The 17772-nt window shown below is 69.9% G+C and carries 16 protein-coding genes and 1 pseudogene; 5 read left to right on the top strand and 12 right to left on the bottom strand.

Annotation, left to right across the window (positions count from 1 at the left end):
- Positions 1-62: 62 nt before the first annotated feature.
- Positions 63-932 carry a LysR family transcriptional regulator gene (locus NRB56_RS23910; RefSeq protein WP_153345786.1) on the bottom strand — a complete coding sequence of 290 codons (870 nt, stop codon included), beginning with the start codon at positions 930-932 and terminating at the stop codon, positions 63-65.
- A gap of 102 nt (positions 933-1034) precedes the next feature.
- Between NRB56_RS23910 and NRB56_RS23905 the strand changes: the two genes are divergently transcribed.
- Complete coding sequence (locus NRB56_RS23905; protein WP_153345784.1) at positions 1035-1871, top strand: TIGR03620 family F420-dependent LLM class oxidoreductase; 837 nt, start codon at positions 1035-1037, stop codon at positions 1869-1871.
- A 44-nt stretch (positions 1872-1915) separates the two neighbouring features.
- Here NRB56_RS23905 and NRB56_RS23900 read toward each other — a convergent pair whose 3' ends face one another.
- The 8 genes from NRB56_RS23900 to NRB56_RS23865 all read right to left on the bottom strand — a co-directional run bounded on the left by NRB56_RS23900 (position 1916) and on the right by NRB56_RS23865 (position 8607).
- Entirely contained in the window at positions 1916-2056 is a 141-nt protein-coding gene (locus tag NRB56_RS23900; RefSeq protein WP_153345782.1) for a hypothetical protein, read from the bottom strand.
- A 115-nt stretch (positions 2057-2171) separates the two neighbouring features.
- Positions 2172-3374, bottom strand: a complete 1203-nt coding sequence (locus tag NRB56_RS23895) for an MFS transporter (protein WP_153345780.1) — start codon at positions 3372-3374, stop codon at positions 2172-2174.
- Positions 3371-3982 carry a phosphatase PAP2 family protein gene (locus NRB56_RS23890; protein ID WP_153345777.1) on the bottom strand — a complete coding sequence of 204 codons (612 nt, stop codon included), beginning with the start codon at positions 3980-3982 and terminating at the stop codon, positions 3371-3373. The genes NRB56_RS23895 and NRB56_RS23890 overlap by 4 nt, the downstream gene beginning before the upstream one ends.
- Positions 3983-4007: 25 nt before the next feature.
- Entirely contained in the window at positions 4008-4556 is a 549-nt protein-coding gene (locus NRB56_RS23885; protein WP_319943442.1) for a Chromate resistance protein ChrB, read from the bottom strand.
- 51 nt (positions 4557-4607) lie between these two features.
- Positions 4608-5174 (bottom strand): NUDIX domain-containing protein, encoded by a 567-nt coding sequence (locus NRB56_RS23880; protein WP_153345773.1) that lies wholly within the window; start codon positions 5172-5174, stop codon positions 4608-4610.
- Between the two features lie 46 nt (positions 5175-5220).
- Positions 5221-5967, bottom strand: a complete 747-nt coding sequence (locus NRB56_RS23875) for a succinate dehydrogenase/fumarate reductase iron-sulfur subunit (protein WP_319943441.1) — start codon at positions 5965-5967, stop codon at positions 5221-5223.
- A 13-nt stretch (positions 5968-5980) separates the two neighbouring features.
- Entirely contained in the window at positions 5981-7921 is a 1941-nt protein-coding gene (locus tag NRB56_RS23870) for a fumarate reductase/succinate dehydrogenase flavoprotein subunit (protein ID WP_153345771.1), read from the bottom strand.
- On the bottom strand, positions 7918-8607 hold the full coding sequence (locus NRB56_RS23865; RefSeq protein ID WP_153345769.1) for a succinate dehydrogenase cytochrome b subunit: 690 nt from the start codon (positions 8605-8607) through the stop codon (positions 7918-7920). The genes NRB56_RS23870 and NRB56_RS23865 overlap by 4 nt, the downstream gene beginning before the upstream one ends.
- A gap of 209 nt (positions 8608-8816) precedes the next feature.
- Here NRB56_RS23865 and NRB56_RS23860 point away from each other — a divergent pair, with 209 nt between their 5' ends.
- The 3 genes and pseudogenes from NRB56_RS23860 to NRB56_RS39245 form a co-directional block, all read left to right on the top strand.
- Complete coding sequence (locus NRB56_RS23860) at positions 8817-9776, top strand: LysR family transcriptional regulator (RefSeq protein WP_319943440.1); 960 nt, start codon at positions 8817-8819, stop codon at positions 9774-9776.
- A 233-nt stretch (positions 9777-10009) separates the two neighbouring features.
- Positions 10010-11422, top strand: a complete 1413-nt coding sequence (locus NRB56_RS23855; RefSeq protein WP_227838240.1) for an AMP-binding protein — start codon at positions 10010-10012, stop codon at positions 11420-11422.
- A 12-nt stretch (positions 11423-11434) separates the two neighbouring features.
- Positions 11435-11641: pseudogene (locus NRB56_RS39245) on the top strand (AMP-binding enzyme); the annotation flags it as partial.
- A gap of 193 nt (positions 11642-11834) precedes the next feature.
- On the opposite strand, the gene NRB56_RS38435 reads toward NRB56_RS39245, so the two are convergent.
- Together NRB56_RS38435 and NRB56_RS23840 are read right to left on the bottom strand one after the other, a co-directional pair.
- Positions 11835-13436, bottom strand: coding sequence for an AMP-binding protein (locus NRB56_RS38435; protein WP_194290959.1), 1602 nt, complete (start codon positions 13434-13436; stop codon positions 11835-11837).
- Between the two features lie 80 nt (positions 13437-13516).
- Positions 13517-14554, bottom strand: coding sequence for a Rieske 2Fe-2S domain-containing protein (locus NRB56_RS23840; protein WP_194290958.1), 1038 nt, complete (start codon positions 14552-14554; stop codon positions 13517-13519).
- Positions 14555-14670: 116 nt separating this feature from the next.
- Here NRB56_RS23840 and NRB56_RS23835 point away from each other — a divergent pair, with 116 nt between their 5' ends.
- Complete coding sequence (locus tag NRB56_RS23835; RefSeq protein ID WP_153345763.1) at positions 14671-16224, top strand: acyl-CoA synthetase; 1554 nt, start codon at positions 14671-14673, stop codon at positions 16222-16224.
- 41 nt (positions 16225-16265) lie between these two features.
- Here NRB56_RS23835 and NRB56_RS23830 read toward each other — a convergent pair whose 3' ends face one another.
- Complete coding sequence (locus tag NRB56_RS23830; protein WP_153345761.1) at positions 16266-17705, bottom strand: aldehyde dehydrogenase; 1440 nt, start codon at positions 17703-17705, stop codon at positions 16266-16268.
- Positions 17706-17772 lie beyond the last annotated feature (67 nt).

Here is a 17772-nt window from a genome sequence, read left to right as displayed (position 1 = left end):
GGCCCGACCGTGGTTCCCGTGGCGCGGTTGATCCACAGCGTTCTCGCCGGGCGCGGTGGCCCTCAGGATCCCGGTGCGTCGCGGAAGGCCGCCACGTGTGCGCCGAAGCACCGGGACGGAAGGTGCGGGGGCAGAATCACGTTGCCGGTCACCGTCATCGGTGGCCGGAGCGGGATGGCTCGGATCCGAGGCGAGGTCACCTCGCGGGCCTGATCGGCCGGCAGCACGGTCCAGCTACCCGGGTCGGAGCCGATCTCGATGATCGTGTCCCGCGGCGTCCCGGCCGGTCTGCCGGTCGGCGTGTCGATTCCCGCATCCCGCAACGCCGTGCTCACCGCGTCGTGCGCGAACGGGTCCTGGCGGCGCGGCGGCATACGCAGCGCACTGCGGCTCAGATCGTCCGCGCCGACATCCGGGCGGTCGGCGGCGGGATGACGCCGGGACACCACCGCCATCAGCGCCTCCCGCCACGCCGGCAGCACCCGCAGCCCCGGCGCCACGACCGGGCCCCGGGCCAGCGTCATATCGATGTCACCCTGCCGCAACGCATTCAGGCGGGCGGTGATCGGCAGGTCGACGAGGGCGACCTCGAAATTCGAATCACGGTGCAGCGCTTCGATACCGCGCTCGAGGCGCACGGCGAATCCGGCGGCGGTGCCGATCCGCATCGTGCCCGCGGAATCGGCGGCGACCACCCGGACCTGTTCGACGGCCGCCAGCGCGTCCCGGGCCGCGCCCAGTACCCGATGCCCGGCCCCGGTGAGCCGGACCCGGCGCGGTGACCGATCGAACAGCTGGACGCCCAATTCCCGTTCCAGCAGGGCGATCCGGCGGCTCACCGCGGGCTGGGCCAGATGCAGCCGTTCGGCGGCGCGCCCGAAGTGCAACTCCTCGGCGACGGTGACGAAGCACCGGAGCGCTTGCAGCTCCATCCCGCGCCTCCACACCCGCTACCTGCGACGATGCCGCGAGCTTATCACTGCGCAGGCATTTCCGGTCTGGTTGGATCGTCCACCTGCCGGTGAACTGTGCCTATGCCAATCTCAACGGGAGTACTCGGCGCGCATCTGCGCGAGCACGAGGTGTCGCCGGAACGGGCCGGACTGCTCGAGCAACTGGGCTACGACACGCTCTGGCTGGACGCCTCGCCCCCGGCCGATCTCACGCTGGTGGAGCGGTTGCTCGATGCCACGACCCGCCTGACGCTCGGCACCAGCGTCGTGAACGCCTGGGTCGCGGACGCGGACACCGTCGCCGCCTCGTATCACCGGATCGCCGCCGCCCATCCGGACCGTTTCCTGCTCGGCGTGGGCATCGGCCATCGCGAGGTGCACACCGAATACGCCTCGCCCTACGACGTTCTGGCGTCCTACCTCGACCGGCTGACCGGAAACGGTGTACCCGCCGATCGGATCGTCGTGGGGGCATTGGGCCCGAGGATGCTCCGGCTCGCCCGGGACCGCGCCGCGGGAGCCGTCCCGTGCATGGTCACGCCGGATCACACCCGGCGGGCACGAGAGCTGCTCGGGCCCGGAAAGCTGTTGCTGCCCGGCCATTTCGCGATCGTGGACACCGACGCCGCACGGGTCCGCACCGCCGCGCGCTCGGCGCCGCCGGGCACCGGGCTACGGGTCGTCAACTACGCCACCAATTTTCGCAGGCTCGGCTTCACCGATGACGATCTCGACGATCACGGCAGCGATCGCCTCATCGACGCACTGGTCGCCCACGGCGACGCCGCCACCGTCGCCACCCGGCTGCGGGAACATCTTCACGCCGGCGCGGACCACATCGGGATCTACCCGATCGCCGACGGCGATCCGATCAACGTCCTGGCCGCGGTCGCCGACGCCGTGCATACGGTCCGATAACCCGCAGCCCGGCCGCTCCGCCGGCTTCGAGTCGGCCTCGGTGTTCATCGCGTCCAGTCTCGTTGCCGGACTTCGCGTTGACTGGGGCGCGGGGCGATCCGGTTGGTGTGCGGCCGCAGCAGGGCAGCGGCTACAGCTTCTACGAGGATCACGTCGCGCAACTTCTCGACGAAGCCGTCCACCACGGTGCAACCTGCGCCTCGGGCTCGCCGACCGGCCAGAGATCGCCGGCCGACATCCCGCGCACCAACCCATCCGGGAGACCGGCATCAATAGGACTGTGGCAGTGCGGATTCCGGTTCATCCGATGGCGTCGGTCCTCCGGCCGTCCCGTGGTGCGGGCGCGGCGGCGAGGACGGCGAGGGCGGCCAGCACGGCGGCGAGCGCGAGGAGTCCGGCGTTGAGGGTGGTGGCGACGGCGACAGCACCGACGAGCAGCGGGCCGCCTGCGTCGCCGAGTTCGCGGCCGATTTCGGCGGCGCCCATGGTCTGGCCGAGCCGTTCCGGTGGTGTGGTGGCGGCCAGGTACGCGAACCCGATCGGTGTCACCAGCCCTGTCCCCGCGCCGATCACGAACGATGCGACCAGCACTGCGGCGATCCCGGGGACCACGGTCGCCGAGGCCATGCCGATTCCGGCCAGGACCAGCCCCGCCGCCATGGTTGCGCCGTCGTGCAGTCGCCCGGCATCGCGAGCGCGACCGACGGGCGGCTGGACGAGCGCGGCGGTGGCGGCCAGCAGCGACACCGCCGCACCGGTGGCCAGTGGACCGAGGCCGTGGCGGGCCCCGAGCACGGGGAGAAACCCGATCCCGACCGCCAGGGCGGCGGTCGACCCGGCGAGAGCGGCGGTGGGGCGCAGGAAGTGTGCGCTGCCCAGGCGCCGGGCCAGATCCAGCACGGTCTGGCGGGCGCGCGGTAACGCGGGGACGGCGGGAACGGCGATCGCCGCCCAGCCGACGACAGCGACGGCGAGACAGGCGAGCACGGCGAACAGCAGGTTGTAGCCGCCGATCGTGATCGCGACACCGCCGAGCAGGGGGCCGAGGGTGTAGCCGAGTCCTTTCCAGGCGCCGTACCCGCCGAACGCGCGGCCGTGACCACCGCTGGGGGTCAGCCGCGCCACCATCGCGCCCGCCGCCGGCGAGAACGCCGCCGCGGCAGCCCCTTGACCGAGACGGGCGAACCCGACGAGGGCGGGGTTGCCCGCGAGTACGAATGCCGCCGACGCGACCGCGAAGGCGATCAGGCCGCCCAGCAGCACGGGGCGCGGGCCGATGCGGTCGGCCAGCGTGCCGAACACGGGTTTGAGCAACACTTCCGCGCCGTCGTAGACAGCCAGCAGCAGACCCAGGGTCAGCAGACTCGCATGCCCGGAACCGGTGTAGCCGCCGAGACTGGCCGCGATGCTGTGCGCGCCGAACGCGGTGACGAACCCGGCCGCGTACAGCGGCAGCAGCCGCGCCCGTGGCACGACGGCCCGTACAGCTGGTGGTGTACTCATCGTGAGTTTCCCTGAACGACAGTCGATTGCGCGGGCGCGGTGATCAGGATCCGCATCGGGGTACGGGCGATCCGGCCGAGCAGCCATCGCAGCACGGGCCGAGACAACCAGAATCCGGCCAAGCTCACGACCGCGCCCAGCCCCAGCCCGGCGAGCACGTCCTGGGGGTAGTGGGCGGCGATGTAGACACGGGTGAAAGCCATCAGCAGCGCCGCCAGCGTCGCCAGGACGCCCAGGCGCCGGTCCACCAGCCACAGACCCGCCGCGACCGCGCCGGCCATCATCGCGTGGTCGCTGGGGAACGACCCGTCGGTGTTGCAGTGCAACACCACGATGTCGTGCAGGGCGTTGCACGGGCGGGTTTCGTTCACCGCGCTCGAGATCGGCTGGTTGATCGCCAGCGCGGCGAGCGCACCGATCGGCGCCCACACGGCTGCGGTCATTTTCTCCGTGCTTGCGGGCCGACGGGCGATCCACCACCCGGCGACCAGCAGGATCGCGAAGAGCACGATGCCGTAGTTCGCATAGCCGGACATGATCGGGTGCAGCCACGGCGTATTGCGAGCGAAGTCGTTGATATCGAGAAAGATTCGCGTATCGAGGTTCATCGATCGGTTCCCGGTCTCTCGGCGGTCACATCTGGTGCAGGGCCGCGAAGACCCGTTCGGTGTAGTCGGCCAACCGGCCTGCGCAGTGCTCGAGCTGCGCAGCGGCCTCGGCGGCGGCCGGGGCGGTGAACACGTCGCGGGCCTTGATATCGCGATGCCAGCGGCGCAGCCGTTCCAGGCTGTGTTCCTCCTCCTCCAACTCGGCCATCGTGAACTTGGCGATGCCGATCTCCTTGTCGATCTCGGCGTCGAAACGGGCGCACTCGGTGAGGAACTCCGCCCACTCCTCGCCGCGCTCAGCGGTGAACAACCCCTCCAACCGGGCTGCGTCGGCCTCGGCGCGCCCGGCCGCCTCCAGGACCAGCACCTCGCCCTCCCCACGGCGCGCCAGCTCGATGACCCGGGCGACCCCGTCGGCGAACACCGCGACATCGGGCACTACCCACACGCCCTGACCGATCTGCAACGCACCGACCCGGCGCAGCTCCCGCCACACGGCCACCCGATGCCGCGACGGCTCGGCCGGTATCCGCACGACCAGCACCTGCCACCGCACACGTCGCTTACCTGTCACGCTGGGCAATGTAACAGCCGTTACCTCACTCGCGGTACTCGGCTGTCGGCGTCACCGCCCGGCGGCCGCGTGGTGGTGCAGTTTCGCCAGGAAGCGGCTCAGGTGTGGATCGGTGTCGGGTAGTGTGCCGGGGTCGAGATCCCACCAACGGCCGCCGTCGAACTCGGCCGGGTCGAGACTGTAGCTCCGATCGCGGTGCCCGCGAGCGACGTACCAGAAGCTGACGTCCGTGTGGGGTTGCGGCAGTGTCACGGGGGTGACGGTCAGCAGCAGTGGCCCGTCGCCGACGACATCGAATTCGGGGTGAATTCCCAGTTCCTCCAAGGCTTCCCGGCGCGCGGCGGCCGGCGGGGGCTCGCCGGGGTCGACGTGACCACCCATTGGCAGGTGCAGGCCCGACTTCCGGTGCACGCCGAGGAACACGCCCCGGTCGACCGGATCGACCAGGACGACGTAGGCGACCAGGTGCGTGGCCGGGACGGCGGGCGGGACGCGGCGGTAGATGTCGTCGGTGGACGCCAGCCATGCCAGCGTCCGATCGATGTGCTCCTGCTCCAACGGATCCCAAGGGGTGATCGAGGCGACGAGGTCGGCGATCGCGGCGGTGGCCGGGTGCATGGCGCCGCACGCTACCTCAATGGTCCGACAGGAACGGCGTGGCCGGTCAGGCGCCCGGGTGGCGAGCGACGCGCAGGAGGTCCCGGTTGAGGCGGCCGATGACGTCCTGGGGAATTTCCTTGGGGCAGGCGGCGGTGCATTCGCCGGTGTTGGTGCAGCCGCCGAAGCCGAGGGCGTCGTGGGCGGCGATCATGCCGGCGGCGCGCGTGTAGCGTTCCGGTTGGCCTTGCGGGAGCAGGGCGAGGTGGGTGGCCTTGGCGGCGGTGAACAGCATGCCGGAACCGTTGGGGCAGGCCGCGACACACGCGCCGCAGCCGATGCATTCGGCGGCCTGGAAGGCGCGGTCGGCGTCGGGTTTGGGGACGGGGATCGAATGCGCTTCGGGAGCGGTGCCGGTCGGGGCGGTGATGTAGCCGCCGGCGCGGATGATCTCGTCGAAGGCCGAGCGATCCACGACCAGGTCCTTGACGACCGGAAAAGCCCCGGCGCGCCACGGTTCCACCGTGATGGTGCGGCCGTCGGCGAATTTCCGCATATGCAGTTGGCAGGTGGTGGTGGCCTGTTCGGGGCCGTGCGGGGCGCCGTCGATGACCAATGAGCACATGCCGCAGATGCCTTCGCGGCAGTCGTGGTCGAAGGCGATCGGTTCCTCGCCGATGCCGGCGAGGTGTTCGTTGAGGACGTCGAGCATTTCGAGGAACGAAGCGTCCGGGGAGATTTCGATCGGGTAGTCGACCAGCCGGCCGCGGTGTTCCGGGCTCCGCTGGCGCCAGATGCGCAGGGTGAATTTCACGCGCGTCGCCTCTCTATGTGTAGGAACGGGTTGTCGGGTGGGCGTATTCGAATTCCAGGGCCTCCTTGTGGAGGGTCGGGGGCAGGCCGGGACCGTTCCATTCCCAGGCCGCGACGTAGGCGAAATTCTCGTCGTCGCGGGCGGCCTCGCCGTCCGCGGTCTGTGATTCGGCGCGGAAATGACCGCCGGCGGATTCGGCCCGGTGCAGGGCGTCGATCACCATGAGTTCGGCCAGTTCCAGGAAATCGGCGACCCGGCCCGCGCGTTCGAGGGATTGGTTGAGGTCCGTGCCGGAGCCGGGCACGTCGACGCGGGACCAGAATTCCGCGCGGAGGGCGGGGACGAGTTCCGCGGCCTTCCGCAGGCCCGCCTCGGTGCGCTCCATACCGCAGTATTCCCACATGATGTGGCCGAGCCGGCGGTGGAAATGGTCGGCGGTGCGGTCGCCGCGGACGGACAGCAGCCGATCGATCGTCGCGGTGACCCGATTCTCCGCCGCCTCGATCGCGGTCGCGGGAATCTCGGCCGCGGTCGCGCGGGCCAGATAATCGCCGATCGTGGTGGGCAGCACGAAATATCCGTCGGCGAGGCCCTGCATGAGCGCCGAGGCGCCCAGCCGGTTGGCGCCGTGGTCGGAGAAATTCGCCTCGCCGATGACGAACAGTCCGGGAACGGTGGATTGCAGGTCGTAGTCGACCCACAGGCCGCCCATCGTGTAGTGCACAGCGGGGTAGATGCGCATGGGCACCCGATACGGATTCTCCCCGGTGATCCGCTCGTACATGGTGAAGAGGTTGGCGTACTTGGCTTTCACGGCCTCGGGGCCGAGCCGGGTCATCGCCTCGGCGAAATCGAGATAGACGCCGAGGCCGCCCGGGCCGACGCCCCGGCCCTCGTCGCAGACGTTCTTCGCCGCGCGGGAGGCGATGTCGCGCGGGACCAGGTTGCCGTAGGCGGGATAGCGGCGTTCCAGGAAATAGTCGCGCTCGCGCTCGGGGATATCGGCGGGCGGGCGATCGTCGCCGGGCCTGTCGGGTACCCATACCCGGCCGTCGTTGCGCAGCGACTCCGACATGAGCGTCAGCTTGGATTGATGGTCGCCCGAGGGCGGAATACAGGTCGGGTGGATCTGGGTGAAACACGGATTCGCGAAATACGCGCCGTGCCGGTGCGCGCGCCAGGCGGCGGTGATGTTCGAACCCATGGCGTTGGTCGACAGGAAGTAGATGTTGGCGTATCCGCCGGTGGCCAGCACGACCGCGTCCGCGGTGTGGGAGACGATCGCGCCGGTGACCAGATCGCGCACGACCACGCCCCGCGCCACGCCGTCGGCGATGATCAGATCGAGCATCTCGTGCCGCGCGTGCAGTTCGACGGTGCCCGCGTCGACCTGCCGCATCAGGGCCTGGTAGGCGCCCAGCAGCAACTGCTGCCCGGTCTGGCCGCGGGCGTAGAAGGTACGGGAAACCTGTGTGCCGCCGAAGGATCGGTTGTCGAGCAGCCCGCCGTACTCCCGGGCGAACGGAACACCCTGCGCCACACACTGATCGATGATCCGCGTCGAGATCTCCGCGAGCCGGTGCACATTCGACTCCCGCGCGCGGTAGTCCCCGCCCTTGATCGTGTCGTGGAACAGCCGGTACACGCTGTCGCCGTCGTTGCGATAGTTCTTCGCCGCGTTGATCCCGCCCTGCGCGGCGATCGAATGGGCCCGGCGCGGGGAGTCCTGGAAACAGAACTGGAGCACCCGGTAGCCCTGCTCGCCCAGGGTCGCGGCGGCCGAGCCGCCCGCGAGACCGGTACCGACGACGATGATCGTCTTCCGGCGCTTGTTCGCCGGATTGACCAGCTTGGCCTCGAATGTCCTTGTGGTCCAGCGATTCTCGATGGGCCCGCCCGGCGCCTTGGTGTCGGCGAGCGGCGCGCCGGTGAGATAGGGGTTGTGCGTGATCATTTCACCCATCCGAATGTGACGGCGATCGGAACGGCCAGGAAGCCGGCGACCAGGACGATCGAGACGACCGCCGCGAGCAGGTCGTAGGCGGCGTAACTGCGACGGCTCGCGAGGCCGAGAGTCTGGAAGGCGCTGCGGATCCCGTGCCGCAGATGCAGTCCGACCATGACCACGGCGGCGACGTAGAACACGGTGACGTACCAGCGGCCGGGCGCGAAGTCGGCGACGACCGCGGTGTACGGAGTTCCGTTGCCGCCCAGCGGGTTCACCGCGCCGAAGGTCAGGTCGAGCAGATGCCAGATCAGGAACAGCGCGATGACGACGCCGCCGTACCGCATCGTGTGGACGGCGTATCCGTGCGCACGCGATCGCCGGCGCACCGCGTATCGGACGGGCCGGGCGCGGCGGGCCGCGCGGGCGAGGGTCACCGCCGACCACACGTGCAGGACCACACTGACGGTGAGCCCGATCTCGAGCAGCGAGAGGAACCACCGGCGCGGCAGCGCCGGCTCACCGATCGTCCGCAGCCAGGACGCGTAACCGTCGAACTCGGCCGGGCCGAGGAATACCTTCAGATTCCCGAACGCGTGCGCGATCAGAAACAACACGAGAATGCCACCGGTCACCGCCATGACGGCCTTCCTGCCGACCGTGGAGCGGTACACCGCGGGGAGTGCCGTAACCATGCCCGGAAACTACGTCCGGCCGGTTCCGGACGTCCAAGTCCGTTCCGGACTGGTCACGATGACCGCAGGCTATCGAGCGAGCTGCGCCATCATTTACTACATTCGGTAGGAATTTCGGTCCGTGAGAGTTTTCACACGCACCCGAATTTCCCGCCGTTCTACCGGATTCGAAATTGCGACCGGGGAAAAACCGGTTCTAGGCTGTGGACGTGCAGTTGCAGCAGTTGTCGTATTTCCTGGCCGTGGCGCGGGCCCGGCACTTCACCCGGGCGGCCGACACGCTGCGCGTCGCACAGCCGTCCCTGTCCAAGCAGATCCGGGCGCTGGAGACCGAACTGGGAGCCCCGCTGTTCAGCCGCGCCCGCGGCAACATCACCCTGACGCCGGCGGGTGAGGCCCTGCTGCCGCTCGCCGAACGGATCCTCGCGGATGTGGACACCGCACGGCTCGAGGTGCAGGAGTTGATCGGGCTGCGCCGCGGCCGGCTACGCGTGGGCGCCACCCCCTCGCTGTGTTCCGGCCTGCTGGCGGATGCGCTGCGGCGGTTCCACGACGCCCATCCCGGTATCGAGTTGATGGTCGAGGAGGGCGGCTCCCGCGATCTGGTGCGCGAGCTCACCCGCGGCGCCCTCGACCTGGCCCTGGTGATCCTGCCCCTGGCCGACGGCACACCACTGGCGACGACGCCGATCCTGCGCGAGGACCTGGTCGTCGCCGCGCGCCACGACGACTCGCTCCCGAGCCGCCTGACCATCACCGACCTCCGTGATCGGCCGCTGGTCATGTTCCGCCCCGGCTACGACCTCCGCGAGGCGACCATCGCCGCCTGCCGGCACGCCGGCTTCCAGCCGCGCCTGGCCGTCGAGGGCGGCGAGATGGACGCGGTCCTGCGCTTCGTCGAGGCGGGCCTCGGCGTGGCGGTGGTACCCAGCATGGTGCTGGCGGGCCACCCCGCCCTGCGCGGCAGCCCCCTCGCCCTGGACACCGCCCGGGATACGCGCACCCTCCACCGCCTCGTCGCGCTCGCCCACCGCAAGGACGTCGCACCCACCCACGCCGCCACCGCCTTCCGCGAGACGCTCGAAGCCCACGTCCGCGCCGCGGCCGGCGACCACTCCCTGCCCGCCGGGGTCGAACCCCTGCTCGCCGGATCGGGAAGCCCGGTGTGAGACAGCGTCTCATCTCCTTTACCGACCCTCTGGTTGATATCAGACCACGCCGTATCGATCTGTCGCGGTCCTCGTCCGACCCGCACACTGCCTGATACACAGCGTTTTCTGTACCGGCTCGTGCGGGCGCGACGCGAGGGCGAGTGTGGCCGGAATTCTCGTTTCCCCTCAAACCGACTACATGGTTGGCAAAATGGCGGATGTCAGCAGCACTACCGATGAAGGTGGGACGGATGGTCGAGCCGAGCCATTGGAACTTCGCCGACTTCTGGGAGATGGTCGCGGAGGAGCTGCCGGGGGCGCCCGCGCAGCGGCAGGGCGAGCGGGTGTTCACGTGGGCCGAATTCGACCGCCGGGCAGACGGTCTTGCGGCCGCGCTGCTCGACGGGCGGGCCGCTCGGGACGATCGGGTCGCGCTGTGCCTGCGGAACTCGCCCGAGTATCTCGAGGTGATGTTCGCCGCCACCAAGATCGGTATTCCCGCGGTCAACACCAACTATCGGTACCGGCGGGACGAGCTGCTGTATCTGTGGCGCAACGCCGACATCACGGCGGTGGTGTTCCACGGGGCGTTCACCGAGCAGGTCGGGGAGGTGCGGGCCGAGTTGCCGGCGGTGCGGAGCTGGATCCATGTCGACGACGGGACCGCCGTGTGCCCGGCCTGGGCGATTCCGTACGAGCAGGCGGCGGGAAGCGCTGCGGGGCAGACCCGGTCGAGGTGGGGGCGCAGTGGGGAGGATCTGTTCCTGCTGTACACGGGAGGGACCACCGGGATGCCGAAGGGGGTGATGTGGCGGCAGTACGACATCTTCATGCAGTTGAATTCCGTCGGTCCCCCGTCGTATCCGATCGAGGACGGGATTCCCGGGATGCGGAGGTTCATCACGGAGCCGGGGCGTACCCATGTCTCCGCGAGTCCGATGATGCACGGGACGGGCCTGTTCGGTGGTTATCTGACGCTCAACGACGGGGGATGCGTGATCTCGTTGCGGGGGCACGGATTCGACCCGGTGGAGTTGCTCGACACCGTGCACGGGCTGCGGGTGCGCAGTCTCGCCATGGTCGGGGACGCGTTCGGGCGGCCGATTCTGGAGACCATGGCGCGGGAGCCGGGGCGGTGGGACATCTCGTGCCTGGGGAATCTGCTCTCGTCGGGCGCGTTTCTCAGTGATGCGGTGAAAGCCGGTCTGCTGGAACAGTGTCCGTCGCTGACCATCGTGGACGGGTTCTCCTCCTCGGAGGGGTTCGGGATGGGGTGGTCGATATCGACCAAGGACGATGTGGCGACCACCGCGCGTTTCGAGATCGGACCCCACGCCGCCGTGCTCGACGACGAATTGCGGCCTGTCACACCGGGTTCGGGGGTGGTCGGCCGGCTCGCCGTGGGGAATCGGGTGCCGCTGGGCTACTACAAGGACGAGGAGAAGTCCGCCGCCACCTTCGTCACCGTCGACGGGGTGCGGATGGCGTTGCCCGGTGATCGCGCGATCGTCGAGGCGGACGGGAGAATTCAGCTGCTGGGCCGGGATTCGTTGTGTATCAACAGCGCCGGGGAGAAGATCTACACCGAGGAGGTGGAGGCGGTGCTGCTCGGGCATCCGGACGTGGCCGACGCCCTCGTCGTCGGCGTGCCGGATCCGCAATGAGGACAAGCGGTCTGCGCGGTTGTCGCGCCGGTGGGCGCGGCGGAGCCGACTCCGGCGGAGCTGATCGCGCACGTGAAGTCGCGGCTGGCGGGGTACAAGGCGCCGAAGTCGATCGCCGTGGTGGCTACGGTGCCGCGCTCCCCCAACGGCAAGGCCGACTATCCACGCGCTCGCGAGATCGCGGAGGGCACGCACCGCGGCACCACTCCCGCCGCCTGACCCGCGAGATCGCGGCGGCCACACCCCGGAACCACTCCCGCCGCCCGACCCGCGAGATCGCGGCGGCCACACCCCGGAAATACTCCTGCTACCTGACCCGCGAGCCCGCGGCGGCGGCCGTTGCGGACCGAGGGCGCATCGCACGGGCCAGCTCGCGGGCGGCACGGGCGGGCGGACGCGGGCAGCGCCGGATTCAGGCGACCGGATCCCTTGCGGGGCCGCGACGTTCGTCACGCGGCACCACCAGGCCCTGTGCCTCCAGGTCCGCGACCGTGGGCCCGGCGCCCTCTGCGCGCAGCACGTGCTTCATCACGCGGCCCAGCGCGTTCACCGGGAGTTCGGCGCGTACGTCGAGATAGCGCGGAATCGCGAAGTAGGGCACCCGATCCCGCAGGAAGTCGAACAGGTCGGCGGCGGTGAGAGCCTGGTCCGGGTGCAGCACCACACAGGCCTTGATGTCGTCGTCGCCGAGTGGGGCGGGGACCGCGCAGACGGCGACGTCGGCGACCGCGGGGTGGGCGCGGATGACCTGTTCCAGTTGCAGGGAGGACACGTTCTCGCCGCGGCGGCGCAGCACATCCTTCTTGCGGTCGACGAAGTGCAGGTACCCGCCGACATCGAGGTAGCCGAAATCACCGGTGTGGTGCCAGAGGCTCTGCCAGGCCGACACCGTTTCGGCGGGCTTGTTCCAGTAGCCCTGGAAGGTGGCGTTCGGGATTCGAGGACGGACCACGATCTCACCCGAGCGTCCGGCGGGCAGGATCTCGTCGTTCTCGTCGACGACGCGGACGTCGACCGCGGGGGCGGTCAGTCCGGCGGAAGCGCGGACCCGGGCGCCGTCGACGGCGCTGGCCGAGATCGGCACGCATTCGGTCTGGCCGTACCCCTCCGACATCACCGGGGTGGCGAAGCGGCGTTCGAATTCCGCCTGCCGATCCTCGGGTAACGGGACCCAGGAGGCGAGCCGGAAGCGGGAGGTCGCGTCGTCGGGATGCGGCGGTTGCTCCAGGATGGCCTGAGCCATCACGCCGACGCCGACCAGCATGGTCGCGCCGGCCGCGCGGGCGTCGGCCATGAAGGTGGCGGCGTGGAATTCGGGGGCGACGACGATGTCGGCGTCGTTCACCAGCGCCGACATGAAGGCCACCATCTGCCCGCTGGAGTGGAACAGCGGGAACGCCGTGTACACGCGGTCGCCGGGTCGCACCCAGCCGCGCTCGCCGTACGAACGGCCGACCGTGACGTAGTAGCCGGTGCTGAGCATGCAGCCCTTCGGCAGCGCGGTGGTTCCGGAGGTGTACAGGATCGCCAGCAGGTCCGACGGATTCGCTTGCCGCGGAGTCCATTCCGCATCGCCGGCCGCGAGCACAGCGGCGTAGGAGACCGTGCCGGTGGCCGGCGTGTCCAGCAGCACCACCTGCTCGATCCCGGTCTCGCCGAGCAGCGGCGCCGCGGAGGCGTACCCGAGTTCGTCGGCCACGAGGATCCGGGCCCCGCAGTCGGCGAGCTGGTACCGCAGGAATTCACCGCGCAGCCAGTAGTTCAGCGGCACCTGCACCGCGCCGAGTTTCGCGGTGGCGATGAGCAGTTCGATCATCTCCGGGCGGTTCGGCACGATCAGCGCGATCCGGTCGCCGGGCCGCACGCCGAGGGCGGCGAGACCGGCGGCCAGCCGATCGGTCCGCCGGTCGATTTCGGCGAAAGTGACCGGGCCACTGCCACAGTCCGCGATCGGAGCGTCCGGCGTCCGCCGCACCCGCTCCCGGAACACTTCGTCGACGGTCGCAGCCATCATGTCGATCCGATCTTGCCCGCGGCTGCCACGTCGCATCCGCTCCTCGATGATATTTCCGATCCCGGCCGGTCGGTCGGGAATCAGCCGGCCTGCTGTCCCCCGCCGGCACCCGGCGCCGACTCGCCGTCGGGCCCGAAGTAGAACTGCTTCGACCAGCGCCGGAACGAGGCATAGGCCTCGGCCTCCCGCCCCGCGAACGGCGGATGCTCCACGTAGCGCTGGTTCTCCCAGATCTTGAAGTCGTGCCGGATCTGGCCCTTCTGGAAGGTGATCATCTTGCCCGCCTTGCCGGTCGGCTCGGGCCCGGAGTCGCCCGGTTCCCGGCTCGCGGTGATGGTGTCGAACAGTTCCGAGTGCTCGGCGTCGACCGGGGTGGTGGCGGTCAGCTGCGAGGTGACGAAGTCGCCGAGTGTGAACCGCGCGTTGGACAGCCCCAGACCCCAAGCCTCCGTTTCGATCTCGCCCTCCACCGGGCCGTCCGGGGTGAGCCAGGTCTTGGCCTTGTGCGCGCCGAACAGGAAGCTGATCCGGGTGCGCAGGTAGTGCTCCTTCTCCTCCCAGGTGATGGGGTTGCCGGCGCGACCGGCGCCGTGCACGAAGGGGAAGTGCTCGAAATCCGGGGTGTTCTCCACCGGCGACTGCGGGATGATCTTCCGGATACCGATGTGGTCGGCGCCCTGCGGGAAGATCGGGTAGAAGTTCTCCTCGTCGAGGAATTCGGTGATGCCCGGCCATTCCCAGAACGGTTCGCGACCGAAGGCGTCGTACCAGGTGAGCAGGAGCCCGGCGACCTCTCGGGTCGGCCAGGATTCGATCCTGACTCGCCGGTTGGCTTCGGGGTCGTAGGGAATCGTTCCCAGGGATCCGTCGGTGCGCCAGCGCCAGCCGTGGAACGGGCATTCGATGCAGTCGTCCACGACGGTGCCGCCGTAGCCGAGGTGGGCGCCCAGATGCGGGCAGTAGGCGTCCAGCAGCGCCAACCTGCCCGCCTCGGTGCGGAACAGCACCAGTTCGCGGTCGAAGTACCGGACCGGCCGGACCTCGCCGGGTTGCAGCTCCGCCGAATAGCCGATCTGGTACCAGCCGGTCGGGAACACCTCGTATGGCCAGTCTCGCATGCCGCGGTTCTCCTTCGGCGACTTGATCGATCCCACGTAATCGACCATTTGGTTGGGTAAGATCTGACCCGACCATACTCGACGTATGGGATTACCGGAAGCGAAAGGATGCCGGGATGCTCTGTCCCGCGACGTACGCCGCCGCGACCCCCGACCGGCCGGCGGCCGTGCTGGCCGACACCGGTGAGGTCCTCACCTACGCCGAGCTCGAGGATCGGTCGATCCGCCTCGCCGGCGCGTTGCGGGCGGCCGGGCTGCGGCCCGGCGACGTGCTGGCGCTGCTCACCGAGAACACGCTGCGCGCCTTCGAGGTCTATTGGGCGGCACTGCGTTCCGGGCTGTACCTGACCGCGATCAACCGCTCCCTGACCGCGGACGAGGCCGCCTACATCGTCGGCGACTCCGGCGCCGCCGCGATCGTGGTCTCCGGCGCCACGCCCGAGATCGCCTCGGTCGCAGCGACTCTGGTCGATCGCACGCCGTCGCTCCGGCTGCGGCTGGCCTACGACGGCGAGGTCGCCGGTCACGAGTCCTACGAGCGGACCCTCGCGGCGGCCTCGCCGGTGCGGCCGGCGGACGAGCCGCACGGCGTGCCGATGTTGTATTCCTCGGGCACCACGGGCTTTCCGAAGGGCGTCCGGCCGGATCTGCCGCCGTACCGGCTCGGGGATCCGCGCGGCGAGCCGATGGTGGGGCTGCTGCGACGCTATTTCGGTATCGGCACCGACACCGTGTACCTCTCCCCGGCGCCGCTGTATCACGCGGCGCCGCTGCGCTGGTCGGGTTCGGTACAGGCGCTCGGCGGCACTGTGGTGGTGATGCGGCGGTTCGACGCGGAGGCCGCCCTGCGCGCGATCGAGCGGTGGCGGGTCACCCACGGTCAGTTCGTGCCGACCATGCTGGTGCGAATGTTGCGGCTGCCGGCGGAGATTCGCGCGGCGCACGACGTGTCCTCGCTGCGCTGCGCCGTGCACGCCGCCGCGCCCTGCCCGGTGGAGGTCAAGCAGCGGATGATCGACTGGTGGGGACCGGTGCTGTACGAGTACTACTCCAACACCGAGGGCAACTGCATGACGATGGTCGACAGCGCCACCTGGCTGGAGCGGCCCGGTACCGTGGGCAGGCCCATCCTCGGCGTCCTGCACATCTGCGACGACGACGGCCGCGAACTGCCCGCCCGGCACATCGGCACGGTGTACGGCGACCGCCCGGACCACCACGTCGTCTACCACAACGATCCCGAGAAGAGCGCCGCCGCACGGCATCCCGAGCGTCCGACCTGGACCACCGCGGGCGATGTCGGCTTCGTCGACGAGGACGGGTATCTCTATCTCACCGATCGCAAGTCGTTCACGATCATCTCCGGCGGCGTCAACATCTATCCGCAGGAGGTCGAGAACGCGCTCGTGCTGCATCCGGCGATCTTCGACGTGGCCGTGATCGGGCTGCCCGACGAGGCGATGGGCGAATCCGTCACGGCCTTCGTGCAACCCGCCGCGGGGACGGAGCCCGGGCCCGAATTGGCCGCGCAGATCATCGAATTCACCCGCGGCCGGATCGCCCACTACAAGGCTCCGCGCGCGGTGCATTTCGTCGACAGCCTGCCCCGCACGGAGACCGGGAAACTGCTCAAACGGGAACTGCGGGCCCGCTACGTCACCGAGAGGTGAACGGCGGCAACGGGTTCCGGCCGGGCACGCCGGCCGGACCGTCAGCCCAGGTAGACCGACTGGGTGTGCCGGAACGACGCCAGCCCCTCGGGGCCCAGTTCCCGGCCGATGCCACTGTCCTTGATGCCACCGAACGGGCTGTGGTGGTCGATGTTGTAGAAGTTCACGCCGACCGTGCCGGTGCGGACCCGGGTGGCGACCGCGCGGGCCCGCTCCGGATCCGCGCTCCACACGGTGCCGCCGAGGCCGTACGCGGAGTCGTTGGCGAGTCGGATCGCGTCGTCCTCGTCGTCGTAGGGGATCACCGCGAGCACCGGGCCGAAGATCTCCTCCCGCGCGATCACCGCGTCGTTGGCGACATCCGCGAACACCGTCGGGGCGACGTACCAGCCCTTGTCCAGGCCTTCCGGGCGGCCGCCGCCGGCCACCAGCCGGGCCTCGTCGCGGCCCTTCGCGATGTAGCCCTCCACCCGTTCGCGCTGCCGCGCGGAGACCAGCGGGCCCAGGATGTTGCCCGGATCGAACGGGTCGCCGACCGGCAGCATGCCGACCAGTCCGGCGAAGGCGTCGACCACCTCGCCGTACCGGCTGCGCGGCGCGAGCACGCGGGTGCCGAGCATGCAGGTCTGCCCGCTGTTGACCAGCGTGCAGGTGAACATCTTCCCGACCTCGGTCGCGAGATCGACGTCGTCGAGCACGATGGTCGCCGACTTACCGCCCAGCTCCAGGGTCACCGGGCGCAGCAACCGGCCGCAGGTCTCGGCGATGCTCCGCCCCGCCCGGGTGGACCCGGTGAACGCGACCTTGTCCACGTCCGGATGTTCGACCAGCGCCGCACCGGTTTCCGGGCCGCCGGTGACGATGTTGAACACCCCGGGCGGAATCCCGGCGGCGGTGGCGGCCTCGACGACCACGTAGGCGTCCAGCGTGGTCTCCGGGGCCGGTTTCAGCACCACCGTGTTGCCCGCCGCCAGGGCGGGAGCCAGTTTGTAGAAGGTCAGCGTCTGCGGGAAGTTCCAGGGCACGATCGCGGCGACCACGCCGATCGGCACGTGCCGCACCACCGTCGTGCCGCCGGTCATCGAGGGACGTTCGGTCTCGACCGGAGTATCGCGCAACAGGCCCGCGTAGTAGCGGGTCAGCATGCCGGGGAAGACCGCCTCCGACGCCGAGGAGATGGTGATCGGCATCCCGTTCTGGCCGGTGACCAGCCGGGCGATCTCCGAACCGCGTTCGTCGAGCGCGTCGGCGAACCGATCCAGCACGGCCGCACGGCGTTCCGGTTCCCAGTGCGCCCAGCCGGCCGGATCGTCGAAGGCCCGGCGCGCGGCCGCGACCGCCGCGCCGACATCCTCCACCGCACCGACCGGCGCGGTCGCGAGCGTCTCCTCGGTGGACGCCGAGACGATCTCGTAGCGTCGCGGGCCGCGGGCCCTGATCCATTCACCGTCGATGAAGACGGTGTCGCTGTCCCGATCCATATCGCATCCCTCGTCGATTGCCGCCCGGGTCGCCCGCGGGCGCGTGGCGCCGGCCCCGACCGCAGTA

Source organism: Nocardia aurantia, from assembly GCF_009604425.1.
GTDB lineage: Bacteria > Actinomycetota > Actinomycetes > Mycobacteriales > Mycobacteriaceae > Nocardia > Nocardia aurantia.
This window is presented reverse-complemented; position numbering and strand designations above follow the sequence as displayed.

Bases quoted from the DNA above. Each gene is read 5' to 3' on its own strand.
- NRB56_RS23910 (WP_153345786.1), bottom strand. From the start codon at position 932: ATGGAGCTGCAAGCGCTCCGGTGCTTCGTCACCGTCGCCGAGGAGTTG.
- NRB56_RS23905 (WP_153345784.1), top strand. From the start codon at position 1,035: ATGCCAATCTCAACGGGAGTACTCGGCGCGCATCTGCGCGAGCACGAG.
- NRB56_RS23895 (WP_153345780.1), bottom strand. From the start codon at position 3,374: ATGAGTACACCACCAGCTGTACGGGCCGTCGTGCCACGGGCGCGGCTG.
- NRB56_RS23890 (WP_153345777.1), bottom strand. From the start codon at position 3,982: ATGAACCTCGATACGCGAATCTTTCTCGATATCAACGACTTCGCTCGC.
- NRB56_RS23880 (WP_153345773.1), bottom strand. From the start codon at position 5,174: ATGCACCCGGCCACCGCCGCGATCGCCGACCTCGTCGCCTCGATCACC.
- NRB56_RS23870 (WP_153345771.1), bottom strand. From the start codon at position 7,921: ATGATCACGCACAACCCCTATCTCACCGGCGCGCCGCTCGCCGACACC.
- NRB56_RS23865 (WP_153345769.1), bottom strand. From the start codon at position 8,607: ATGGTTACGGCACTCCCCGCGGTGTACCGCTCCACGGTCGGCAGGAAG.
- NRB56_RS23855 (WP_227838240.1), top strand. From the start codon at position 10,010: ATGGTCGAGCCGAGCCATTGGAACTTCGCCGACTTCTGGGAGATGGTC.
- NRB56_RS38435 (WP_194290959.1), bottom strand. From the start codon at position 13,436: ATGATGGCTGCGACCGTCGACGAAGTGTTCCGGGAGCGGGTGCGGCGG.
- NRB56_RS23840 (WP_194290958.1), bottom strand. From the start codon at position 14,554: ATGCGAGACTGGCCATACGAGGTGTTCCCGACCGGCTGGTACCAGATC.
- NRB56_RS23835 (WP_153345763.1), top strand. From the start codon at position 14,671: ATGCTCTGTCCCGCGACGTACGCCGCCGCGACCCCCGACCGGCCGGCG.
- NRB56_RS23830 (WP_153345761.1), bottom strand. From the start codon at position 17,705: ATGGATCGGGACAGCGACACCGTCTTCATCGACGGTGAATGGATCAGG.